Source organism: Kitasatospora sp. NPDC051702, from assembly GCF_040681575.1.
GTDB lineage: Bacteria > Actinomycetota > Actinomycetes > Streptomycetales > Streptomycetaceae > Kitasatospora.
In genome coordinates this window covers 121624-133477 of record NZ_JBFAZB010000018.1, presented here as the reverse complement: position 1 = coordinate 133477, position 11854 = coordinate 121624, and the positions used below count along the sequence as shown (strand labels likewise).

Here is an 11854-nt window from a genome sequence, read left to right as displayed (position 1 = left end):
GGCTCCCAGTAGACGACTGGGTTGATAGGCCGGATATGGAAGCCCTGTGAGGGGTGGAGTTGACCGGTACTAATAGGCCGAGGGCTTGTCCTCAGTTGCTCGCGTCCACTGTGTTGTTCTGAAACAACGACTGCCTTGTCGGCGGGTCGACAGTTTCATAGTGTTTCGGTGGTCATAGCGTGAGGGAAACGCCCGGTTACATTCCGAACCCGGAAGCTAAGCCTCACAGCGCCGATGGTACTGCAGGGGGGACCCTGTGGGAGAGTAGGACGCCGCCGAACAATCATTCACGAAGAACCCCCGCCGGGATATCCGGCGGGGGTTCTTTGCGTTTCCGGGCTTCCCCCTGCGATCAGCGCCGCCGGACGGGCCGTAGCAGACCGGCCTGATCATGACGATCAAGTCGATCAAGCCGCGCGGGCTGCCGGCCGGAGGTCGGGACGGCCGGAATCGACGGAGAACGATCAGCCTCCCTGCCCGGACGGCAGTGGCCGACAGCGCCGCCACGAGGCGGTATGACCCACGTCACAGTGCCGAACCCTGGCTGTGCGCAGAACGTTCACATAATCTCCCGGAGCGAGTTGCCGAAGCGTGCGGTCGCGGACTGCCGGATTGCCGGTGTCCGCAACGGGGGGCCGGAGAGGGCATCTGCACATGTCGATGTTCATCGAAATCGAAGTCGAATCGGCATCCCCCTGTCCCTCGTGCCGGCTGATCCGCCGCACTTGAGGAAAACGATCCACCTGGCGAGCCGAGGCCGACCCGTCCGTCGGCCCCCTCGGTCAGGTGCTGCGTGCACAGAATGAAATGTCCGCGAACGACTTCATTCGGAGGATCGACGTGAACCTGGGCAGATACGTCGCGTCAGGCGACCGTGTGGCCGCGGAACTCCTGCTCGCCGGCAACGGTGACCCCGTGGTCGACCAGGGAGTGTCCGGCATCGGGGGAGTCCCCGCACCCGACGGGGCACCGTCCGGCCTGCGGGCGGTACTCACCGCCTACGCGACCAGCGGGCTGGCCGAGGCGGTCGCCGTCCTGGGCACCGTCCGGGACGAGGGTCTCGCGGTGCGCGACCGGGTGCAACTGGCCTGCCTGGCTTCGGTCTGGTACCGCAGCTGGGGCGACGTGGACCGCAGTGCGGCCTGCGCGCGCCGCGCGGTCGCGGAGGGCCGCGGTCTGGACGCCGCGAGCCGGGCGGCCGGGCACCGGGCGATGGCCCTGCACGCCGGCCACACGGGCGACGAGGCGCTCGGCGACGAGCACCGTCGATTAGCACTGGACCTCGCGCCGTCCGGCCACCCGGCACTGCTGGGGCTGATGACCAGTCTGTACCGCGCCCGGCACGCCATCGACCGCGAGGAGTTCGGCGTGGCCCTCACGGAGGCGGAGGTCGGGGTCCGGTTGTGCCGGACGGGCGGGCACCTCGGCCTGGAACCGTTCGCGCTGAGCGTCGGTGCGGACGCGAAGTCCCGGGCGGGCCGGCTCGACGACGCGCTGGTGGACGCCGTGCATGCCGCAAGACTGCGCGAGACCACGGGAGTCCGGCACGACGAGGCCTACGGCCTGCTCGTCCTCGGGGCGGTGCACCGCCGAAGACGGGACTTCGGGCAGGCCAGGGCGGCGCTGGAGGCGGCGGCCAAGGAGCTGCCGCCCGGGCCCGCGGCCCGGGCGCTGGACGCCGCGATCCACGGCGAGCTCGGCCGGGTGGTCGTCGCCGACGATCCGGTGCTGGCCCGGCAGCACGTCCAGTCGGCCGTGGCCGGTGCGGACGGCGCGGGGCGGGCCGCCGCACTGCTGGCCCGGGCCTGGGTGGCGCTGGTCTGCGGGGACACCGGTACGGCGATGGCGGACGGCGAGGAGGCGAGGCTGATCGCCGAGCGGCGGGAGCAGCCCGCGACCGGCGCCGAGGCCATGGAGCTGTTGGGCCTGGTCGCGGTGGATCCGCGGGCCGCCGCCGCCCTGTTCGAGCAGGCCAGGCTGGGATACCGCGCGGTCGGGGACCGCCCGGGTGAGGCGCGGGTGCGGACGGTGGCGGCGGCCGAGCGCGGCGCGACGGGGAGCCGGACGGCCCGCTCCGAGGAGGAGACCCTGCGTCACCGGGGGGTGTCGCTGGCCCCCGGGGTGGCGGACGCGCTCACGGTCGTGGCCCGGCGGACGCCGCTGATCGCCGTGCTCTGCCTCGGCGGGTTCCGGGTGCTGCGGGCCGGATCCGGCATCGCCCCGAACGAGTGGCAGTCGAAGAAGGCCCGCGACCTGCTGAAGATCCTGGTCTCGGCCCGCGGCCGCCCGGTGCCGCGTTCGAGGCTGATGGAACTGCTCTGGCCCGGCCAGTCCCCGGCCGCGGGCGGCAGCCGTCTGTCGGTCCAACTCTCCACGCTGCGAAGGGTGCTGGACCCGGACCGGCGGATCCAGCACGCCAGCCTGATCGACGCCGACCGCTCGGCGGTCGCGGTCAACCTCGACCTGGTGCACGTGGACGTGGAGCGCTTCCTGATCGCCGCCTCCGACGCGTGCGCGGCGCACCGGCACGGTGACGCCGCCGCCGACGAGCTGCTGGTGGCGGCCGAGGCCCTGTACGTCGGTGAGTTCATGCCCGACGACCCGTACACCGACTGGACGCAGGAGCTGCGCGACGAGGCCCAGACGGCCTACGTCAGCGTCCTGCGCGCCCGGGTGACGCGCTCCTCCGACGTCGACCAGCGGGTCTCGTGCCTGCTGCGGATCCTGCGCTGCGACTCCTACGACGAGGAGGCGCACATGGAGCTCGTCAGGGTCCTGCGGGGTGCCGGCCGGCACGGGGAGGCGCGGCGGCGCTACCGCTTCTACGCCCGCTGCATGCAGGAGATCGGCGTCGCCCCGGCCGCACCGCACGAGTGGGCGCCGGAACCCGCCTGACGCGGAGCTCTCCCCGGGCCGGCCGGCGGGCCCTCGAAACCCGCCCCCCGGTACCGCTCCCACCCCTCTCCCCACCCTCTCCCGGTACCTCTCCCCACCGTTCTCCCCACCGTTCTCCCCGGCGTCCTGCGGTCGGCCGTCAGGGCCGTGACCAGCCGTTCCAGGCCCGCCGGAAGGCGACTCGAAGGAGACTCGAAGGCCACTCGAAGGCCGCTCGAAGACTGCCTGAACCGCCCCTGAAGAAAACCGGAAAGCCCCCTGGCGAGACTGGCCGCGCACCACCTCGACAGGGAGGAACGACGGTGAGCGACCGGCGTGATCAGGAGCGGTCCGACCGGACCACGGCGAGCGTGTCGCCCTACCCGGGCGACCGCACCGTGCACGGACTGCTGGAGGACTGGGCGGACGGGACGCCGGACGCGCCGGCGCTGCGCTACGGCGAGGCGGCGCTGACGTACCGGCAGCTGGACGAGCGGGCGAACCGCCTCGCGCACCACCTGCTCCGCAACGGGGCCGGTGCCGAGGCGAGGGTCGGTCTGGCCGTCCGCGACGAGAACTGGGTCGTCGGCGCGCTGGCCGCGCTGAAGGCCGGCGCCTGCTACGTGCCGCTGGACCCGGAGTACCCGGCCGAGCGGCTGGCGTACATGGCGCGGGACGCGGGGGTCGACGTCGTGCTGAGCACCCGCCGGCACGACGTCGACCTGCCCGGGCGGCGGATCGACGTCGACGCGCCGGACCTGGCGGCCGAACCCGCCACCCGGCCGGACGTCCGGGTCGGCCCGCAGTCCCTCGCGTACATCATGTACACCTCCGGCTCGACGGGCGGGCCGAAGGGCGTCGCCGTCACCCACCGGAACATCGTCCGGCTGGTGCGCAGCGCGGACTCGATCGAGGTCCGGCGTACGGACACCGCGGCGCAGGCGGCCACCATCTCGTTCGACGCGGCCACGCTGGAGACCTGGGGCGCCCTGCTCAACGGGGCCCGGCTGGTCGGGCTGGCCAGGGACGACGTGCTGGTGGCCGAACGGCTGCGCGGCGCGCTGGCCGCGCACGGCGTGGACGTGCTCTTCCTGCCCACCGCGCTGCTGCGGCAGGTGGCGGCGGAGGACCCGGCGGTGTTCCGCGGGCTGCGCAGCCTCTCCTTCGGCGGGGAACAGGCCGACGCCCGCACCCTGGCGAGGGTGGCCGCGCACTGCCCGGACACCGAACTGGTCAACCTCTACGGCCCCACCGAGATCACCACCTACGCCACGGCCCACCGCTGCGGGGACGTGACCGGCGCGGACCGGACGGTGCCGATCGGCCGGCCGGCCGCCAACAGCGCCGCGTACCTGCTGGACGAGGACCTGCGGCCGGTGCCCGCCGGAACCCCGGGGGAGCTGTTCCTCGGCGGGGACGGTGTGGCCCGCGGCTACCTCGGGCGGCCGGGGCTGACGGCCCGGCGGTTCCTGCCGGACCCGTTCGCGGCGGAGCCCGGCGCGCGCATGTACCGCACGGGCGACCTGGCCCGGAGGCGGGCGGACGGCGCCCTGGAGTTCCTGGGGCGGGTGGACCGGCAGGTGAAGGTGCGCGGGCACCGGGTGGAGCCGGCGGAGGTCGAGGAGGTGCTGCGGGGGCTGCCCGGTGTGGTCGAGGTCGTGGTGTCGGCCGACCGGGACCCGCACGGTGGCCTGCGGCTGGTCGCCCACGTCGTCCTGGACGGCGTCGGCCCGGCGGACGTGCGGGCCGGACTGGCCGGGCGGCTGCCCGGGTACCTGGTGCCCGCGGTGTTCGTGGTGCTGCCGCGCCTGCCGTTGAACGCCAACGGCAAGGTCGACCTGGCCGCTCTGCGGGTCCCGTCCGCCGACGGGGGCGACGACGGGAGGTCCGACGCGGACCCGGACACCGGGGCGACGCCGGCCGAGCGGGAGCTGCTGGCCATCTGGCGCGAGTCGCTCGGGGTCCCGGTCCACGGGGTGGACGCCGACTTCTTCGACCTGGGCGGCAACTCGCTGGCCGCGGCCCGGGTGCGCTCCCGGCTGTCCGCCGCCACCGGGGTGGAGGTGCCGCTGCACCTGGTCTTCGACCACCCCACGGTCGCCTCGCTCGCCGCGGCCGTGGCCGCGCTGACGCCGCCGCGGGGCCCCGCGGGCCCGGTCGCCGCCGAGGCCGCAGCCGAGGCCACCCCCGCGGTGGAGGGAGCGCAGCGCGACGTGGCCGACCTCCTGGCGGAGTTCGAGGGCCTGGATCCCGTCGGCCCCGAGCCCGGGGGCCCGGAGGCCGCGGCGGCCCCCGTGTCCGTGCGTGCCGGCCGCCCGCGAGCCGAGGAGACGATCCGATGACCGCGCCCGACCCGCTCGACCGGCTGCGCGCGCTGCCGGACGACCGCAGGACCGCCTTCCTGCGCAGGCTGCGGCAGGAGCGCGCACAGTACGACCTGCACCCGCTGACCGCCGCCCAGCGCCGGATGTGGCTGCACGACCGGCTCTGGCCGGGCAGCCCGATGTGCCAGGTGCACTTCCGCTTCGAGCTGGCGGGCCCGCTCGACGAGGCCGCCCTGGTCGAGGCCTTCGACCGGGTGCTGGCCCGTCACCAGGCGCTGCGCACGGTGTTCCTGGAGATCGACGGCGAACCGTGGCAGTGGGTGCTCCCGCGGGCGCCGGAGGGCGCACGGCTGCGGCTCGGCGCCGACCACGAGGGTGGGCCGTTCGACCTGGCCGCCGCACCGCCGGTGCGGGCGACGCTGGTCCAGGACGGAGCGGAGCGCCGGGTGCTGCACCTGGAGCTGCACCACATCGTCTGCGACGGCTGGAGCATGGGCCTGCTCTTCGACGACCTCTCCCGCGCCTACGGCGGCGCGCTCCCGGGGCCGGCGCCACGGCACGTCGACGTGGCGGCCGAGTCGGAGGCCGAGGAGCTGGTGGAGTTCTGGCGCCGGCACCTCGACGGGGCGCCGGCCGCGATCGGCCTCCCGACGGACCTGCCGCGGCCGCCGGTGCTGGACGAGTCCGGCGCCGAGCTGTCCTTCGACTGGCCAGCCGAACTCGCCCACGGTACGGCCGGGTTGGCCGCCGAGGTGGCCGGCACGCCGTACATGGTGCTGCTCGCGGCCTGGCAGGCCGTCCTGTCGCGCTACGGCGGACCGGACTTCGTGGTGGCGACGCCCGTCGCCGGGCGGACGACGCTGGCGGCCGAGGGTGCCGTCGGGCTGTTCGCCAACACCGTCGCGCTCCGGGCCGCGGTGCCGGGCACGCTCACCTTCCGCGGCCTGCTGGAGCGGGTCCGCGGGACCACGCTCGCCGCGCTCGCCCACCAGGAGCTGCCGTTCGACTCCCTGGTGGACAGGCTGCGGGTGGAGCGGGACCCGGGTAGCACACCGCTCGCGCAGGTGATGTTCGCGATGGAGAGCGGCTGGGCGGAACGCCTGCGGCTGCCGGGCGTCACCGTGCACGGCGTCGAACTGCCCACCGGCACGGCGATGTTCGACCTCACCCTGACCCTGACGCCGGGGCCGGACGGCATCGCGGGCCGGCTGGAGTACCGCACCTCGCTGTTCACCGCCGCCACCGCGGCCCGGATCGTCGGGCACGTGCGCACCCTGCTGACGGCGGCGCTCGCCGACCCGGACCGCAGGATCGAGGACCTCCCGCTGCTGACGGCGCAGGAGCGGCGGACCGTCGACGCCTGGAGCGGGACCCGGCCGCCGGTGGCGCCCTGGCGTCCGGTCACCGAGCTGATCGCCGCCGTCCCGGCGGAGCGGATCGCCGTGGTCCACGGCGGCCGCCCGGGGCCCGGCACCCCGGGAGGCGACGGACCCGGCCGGGAGGGAACCGACGGCCACGGCACCCGCGAGCGGCTCAGCTACGGCGAACTCCGCGCCCGGGCCGAGCGGATCGCCGCCGCGGTGCGCGCCGCCGGAGCCGTCGACGAGACGCCGGTCGGGGTGTGCCTGCGGCCCGGGCCGGACGCCGTGGCGGCGTTCCTGGGGATCCTGGCGGCGGGCGCGGTGTACGTCCCGCTCGATCCCGACCTGCCGGCCGAGCGGCTCCGGTACCTGGTCGAGGACTCCGGCACCGCGCTGGTCCTCGCCGAGCCCGGCACGTTCGCGCTGCTGCCCGAAGGACCGACCGTGCTGACATCCGGCCCGGAGTCCGGCCCGGCCCGCGACGGTGCGCGCGACCCGCAGCCCGCCGCGTCCCGACCCGCCGTCACCCTGCGCCCGGACCAGGCCGCCTACCTGATCTACACCTCCGGGTCGACCGGCCGCCCCAAGGGCGTGGTCAGCACGCACCGCGGACTGACCAACCTGGCCGACGCGATCCGCGACCTGCTGGCGATCGGACCGGACGACCGGGTGCTCGCCTTCCACGCGCCCGGCTTCGACGCGGCCGTCTCCGACCTGCTCACCGCCCTGTGCGCCGGCGCCGAACTGCACCTCGCGCCGCGCGCGGAGCGGATGCCGGGCCCCGACCTCGCCCGCACCCTGCGGGAGCGGCGCATCACGATGGTCGACGTCCCGCCGATCGCCCTGCAGGCGATGGACCCGGCGGAGCTGCCCGACCTGCGGGTGCTGACCGTCGGCGGCGAGGCCTGCCCGGTGGACGTCGCCGAGGCGTGGCGCGCCGGACGCGCCTTCCACAACACCTACGGCCCGACCGAGGCCTCGGTGATGGTCACCGGCGGCCGCTACCGGGGCGGTCCGACGGTGCCGATCGGCCGGCCGCTGACCGGCACCCGGATCCACGTGCTGGACGACGCGCTGCGACCGGTGCCGATCGGCGTGGTCGGGGAGCTGTACCTCGGCGGGGCCGGGGTCGGGCGCGGCTACCTCGGGCGCCCGGGGCTCACCGCCGCGGCCTTCCTGCCGGACCCGTTCGCGGGCGGCGGTGCCCGGCTCTACCGCTCCGGGGACCTCGCCCGCTGGCGTGACGACGGCACCCTGGACATCCTCGGCCGCCGCGACGGACAGGTGAAGATCCGCGGCAACCGGGTCGAGCCCGGCGAGGCCGAGGCGCGGTTGCGGGAGTGCCCCGGGGTCGCCCGGTGCGCGGTGGTCGTCCGGGAGGACGAGCCGGGGCGCCGACGGCTGGTCGGCTACCTGGTGCCGGACGGCGCCAGTGCGCCCGGCGCCGACTCCCTGCGCGAAACCCTGCTGCGCAGCCTGCCGGACTACCTGGTGCCGGAGGCGTTCGTGGTCGTCCCGGACCTGCCGACGACCCCGAACGGCAAGCTCGACCACCGCGCACTGCCCGTGCCGACGACCGCCCGGCCCCGGCTCGGCACCCCGTACCGGGCGCCGCGGGGGGCCACCGAGACGGCCGTGGCCGCGGTCTGGCGGGCCGTGCTCGGCCTGGACCGGGTCGGCGCCGACGACAACTTCTTCGACCTGGGAGGGAACTCGATGCTGGTGGTGAAGGTCCACACCGGGCTGCGGGAGGCGCTCGGCGTGCGGCTCGCCGCGGTCGACCTGTTCCGCTACCCGTCCGTCGCGCGGCTGGCCCGCTTCCTCGACGCCGACGGGGGCACCGGGCGGGACACCGCCGCGCCCGCCCGTCCGGCCGCGGCCGCCACTGCCAGCACTGCCGCCACCGCCACGACCACCGCCCCCGGACGGCGGGCCCTGGCGGCCCGCACCCGGCGGCTGCACGCGGGGGAGGGGGAGTCATGACCGAGGACGGTGGACTGGACATCGCCGTCGTCGGGCTGGCCGGCCGCTTCCCCGGCGCCGAGGACGTGACGGCCCTGTGGCGGGCGCTGCTGGACGGCCGCCCGACGACCAGCCGGTTCACGCCGGAGGAGCTGGCCGGCTCGGTGCCCGCCGCGGAGTACGGGCGCCCGGACTACGTGCCGGTGTTCGGCGTCCTGGACGGCGCGGACCGCTTCGACGCGGGCTTCTTCGGCTACTCGCCGCACGACGCCCGGCTGATCGACCCGCAGCAGCGGGTGTTCCTGGAGTGCGCGTGGCAGGCGCTGGAGTCGGCCGGGCACGTCGCCGACGTCGACGAGCTCGCCGTCGGGGTCTACGGGGCCACCGGGATGAGCGGCTACCTGCTCCACCACCTGCTGCCCGCGGGGGAGGCCGTCGGTTCGGAGTACGAGATGTCGGTGGCCAACGACAAGGACGCGGTGGCCACCCGGGCCGCCTACCACCTCGGTCTGCGCGGCCCGGCGATGGCCGTCCAGACGGCGTGCTCCTCCTCGCTGGTCGCGGTGCACCTGGCCGCGCAGGCCCTGCTCGCGGGGGAGTGCGACGTGGCGCTGGCGGGGGCCGCGCACGTGCGGCTGCCGCTGCGGGCCGGCTACCGGTACGAGGCCGGCGGCATCATGGCCCGCGACGGGGTGTGCCGCCCGTTCGACGCGTCGGCCACCGGGACGGTCGGCGGCAGCGGGGTCGCGGTGGTCGTGCTGCGGCGCCTCGCGGACGCGCTCGCCGACGGCGACACCGTCCACGCCGTGCTGAAGGGCTCCGCGGTGAACAACGACGGCCGCGCCAAGGTCGGCTACACCGCGCCGAGCGTCGAGGGCCAGGTGGACGTGGTGCGCACCGCCCATCTGGCGGCCGCCGTGGACCCGGCGACGATCGGGTACGTCGAGGCGCACGGCACCGGCACCGCCCTCGGCGACCAGGTCGAACTCGCGGCCCTGCGCGAGGTGTTCGGCTCCTCCGGGGGGCGGCGCGCGCTCGGCTCGGTCAAGGCCGTCACCGGGCACCTGGACGTCGCGGCCGGGGTCACCGGCCTGATCAAGGCCTGCCTCGCCGTGCGGCACGGCGTCGTCCCGCCCAGCCCGTACTTCGCCACCGCCCACCCCGACCTGGCCGGGGACGCCTCCTTCCTCGTCGGCACCGCGCCGGCGCCGTGGCCGGTGGTGGGACCGCCCCGGCGGGCCGGCGTCAGCTCCTTCGGGATCGGCGGCACCAACGCCCACGTCGTCGTCGAGCAGCCGCCGGAGCCCGCGGTGCTCCCCACGGCCCGCACCGAGCACGTGCTGGTGCTGTCGGCCAGGACGGCGCCGGCGCTGGACCGGGCCCGGGAGGAGCTGCGCGCCCACCTGGCCGGGGCCGGGGCGGACCTCGAACTCGCCGACGTGGCGCACACCCTGAGCCGCACCCGGCGCCGGTTCGAGCACCGGCTCGCGCTGGCCTGCCGGAGCACCGGGGAGGCCGTCGACGCGCTCTCCCGCCCGGCGGCCCTGGACACGGCCGACGGCGAGGACACGGACGGCACGGTCGCCTTCCTCTTCCCGGGCCAGGGCGCGCAGCACGCGGGCATGGGCGAGGAGCTCTACCGGACGGAGCCGGTCTTCCGCGAAGAGCTGGACCGGTGCGCCGACACGCTCGCCCCGCTGCTCGGCCTCGACCTGCGCGACGTCCTCCACCGGGCCCCCGACGACGACCTGCTGCGGCAGACCCGGATCACCCAGCCGGCGCTGTTCGCCGTCGAGTACGCGCTGGCCAGGCTCTGGGAGCACCGCGGTGTGCGGCCCGCGGCGGCCGCCGGCCACAGCGTCGGCGAGTACGCGGCGGCCTGCCTGGCCGGGGTGTTCCGGCTGCCGGACGCGCTGGCGATCGTGGCCGCCCGGGGGCGGCTGATGCAGTCGCTGCCGCCCGGCGCGATGCTCTCCGTGCCGCTGCCGGCCGCCGAGTTGGCGGCCCGGCTGCCGCAGGGGGTGGAGCTGGCCGCGGCCAACGCGCCGGCCCTCTCCGTCGCCTCGGGTGCACCGGGGCCGGTCGCCGAACTCGCCGCGAAGCTGCGCGCCGAGGGCCTCGACTGCCGGGAGCTGCGCACCTCGCACGCCTTCCACTCGGCGATGATGGAGCCGGTGCTGGGCGAGTTCGCGGAGTTCGTCGGCCGGTTCGAGGCGCGGGCCCCGCGCTTCCCGGTGCTCTCCGGCCTCGACGGGGAGCCGCTGTCCGCCGCCGACGCCGCCGATCCGGCCTACTGGGCGCGGCAGTTGCGCGAGCCCGTCCGGTTCGACGCCTGCGTCCGGCGGCTGCTCGCCGGGCCGTCCGCGCTGCTGGAGGTCGGCCCCGGCGCCGCCCTGACCACCCTGGTGCGTCAGCACCGGGCCGGCGGGGGGCGGAGCACGCCCTCGCTGCCCGGGCCCAGGGAACGGGGCGGCGAACGGCTGGCGATGGCCGCCGCGACCGGCCGGCTGTGGCTGGCCGGGGTCGACGTCGACCTGCACGGGGGCGGGCCGGCCGAGCGCCGCCGCCGGGTGCCGCTGCCGACCTACCCCTTCGAGCGGGAGCGGCACTGGGTCGAGCAGCCCGGCGCGGCCGCGCCGCGGACCGCGGAGCCGGCCGCCGCACCCGGGCCGGCCGGGACCCCGGAGGAGGTCGTCCGGCGGATCTGGAGCGACCTGCTCGGCATCCCCGAGATCGGCCCGGACCAGGACTTCTTCGGCCTCGGCGGGCACTCGCTGCTGGGCACCAAGGTGGTCGCCCGGATCCGTGAGGCGCTCGGCGTCGACCTGCCGGTCGGCGCGCTGTTCGACACACCCACCCTCGGCGGCCTGACGGCCACCGTCACCACGCTCCTGGCCGGGCGGGACGGGCCGCAGGAGCCCGCCGTGCAGGACCCGCCGCGCCGGCCCGCCGGGCCGGACCCGGTGGCGGACGAACCCGGCGTGCCGGACTCCGCCGCGCAGGAGCCCGCAGCGCCGGAGCAGCCGGACGGCCTGGCCGGGCTGCTCGCCGAGATCCGGGCGATGACGCCCGCACAGGTCAGACAGGAGCTCGGCGGCCAGGCCCCGGGCGGGACACCGAGGGAGGACCGGCCGTGACCGGGGACCAGCACTACCGGGTCGTCGTCAACGACGAGGAGCAGTACTCGATCTGGCCCGCCGACCGGGAGGACGCGCCGGGCTGGCGCGACGCCGGGTACCGCGGCACCCGGGCGGACTGCCTGGAGCACGTCGAACGCGTCTGGACCGACATGCGCCCGCTCGGCGCCCGCTGACACGACAGGGAAGAGGAAGG

The 11854-nt window shown here is 76.0% G+C and carries 5 protein-coding genes and 2 rRNA genes; all 7 read left to right on the top strand.

The features are described 5' to 3' along the window. Positions 1–93: ribosomal RNA gene (locus AB0N04_RS17800) — 23S ribosomal RNA — on the top strand; the annotation flags it as partial. 71 nt (positions 94–164) lie between these two features. Then, a 5S ribosomal RNA gene (gene rrf / locus AB0N04_RS17795) occupies positions 165–281 on the top strand. Between the two features lie 595 nt (positions 282–876). Continuing rightward, complete coding sequence (locus tag AB0N04_RS17790) at positions 877–2895, top strand: winged helix-turn-helix domain-containing protein (protein ID WP_360209539.1); 2019 nt, start codon at positions 877–879, stop codon at positions 2893–2895. A 302-nt stretch (positions 2896–3197) separates the two neighbouring features. Further along, on the top strand, positions 3198–5216 hold the full coding sequence (locus AB0N04_RS17785; RefSeq protein WP_360209542.1) for a non-ribosomal peptide synthetase: 2019 nt from the start codon (positions 3198–3200) through the stop codon (positions 5214–5216). Further along, the gene (locus AB0N04_RS17780; protein WP_360209545.1) at positions 5213–8542 is read left to right on the top strand and encodes an amino acid adenylation domain-containing protein; all 3330 of its coding nucleotides are present in this window, start codon (positions 5213–5215) and stop codon (positions 8540–8542) included. Before AB0N04_RS17785 ends, AB0N04_RS17780 begins: the two co-directional genes overlap by 4 nt. Then, positions 8539–11658, top strand: coding sequence for a beta-ketoacyl synthase N-terminal-like domain-containing protein (locus AB0N04_RS17775; RefSeq protein WP_360209548.1), 3120 nt, complete (start codon positions 8539–8541; stop codon positions 11656–11658). Before AB0N04_RS17780 ends, AB0N04_RS17775 begins: the two co-directional genes overlap by 4 nt. Beyond that, positions 11655–11834, top strand: coding sequence for an MbtH family protein (locus AB0N04_RS17770; RefSeq protein ID WP_360209550.1), 180 nt, complete (start codon positions 11655–11657; stop codon positions 11832–11834). Before AB0N04_RS17775 ends, AB0N04_RS17770 begins: the two co-directional genes overlap by 4 nt. The last annotated feature ends 20 nt before the right edge of the window (positions 11835–11854 follow it).

Excerpts from the sequence above, each read along its gene's own strand:
- AB0N04_RS17780 (WP_360209545.1), top strand. The coding sequence starts at position 5,213 with ATGACCGCGCCCGACCCGCTCGACCGGCTGCGCGCGCTGCCGGACGAC.
- AB0N04_RS17775 (WP_360209548.1), top strand. The coding sequence starts at position 8,539 with ATGACCGAGGACGGTGGACTGGACATCGCCGTCGTCGGGCTGGCCGGC.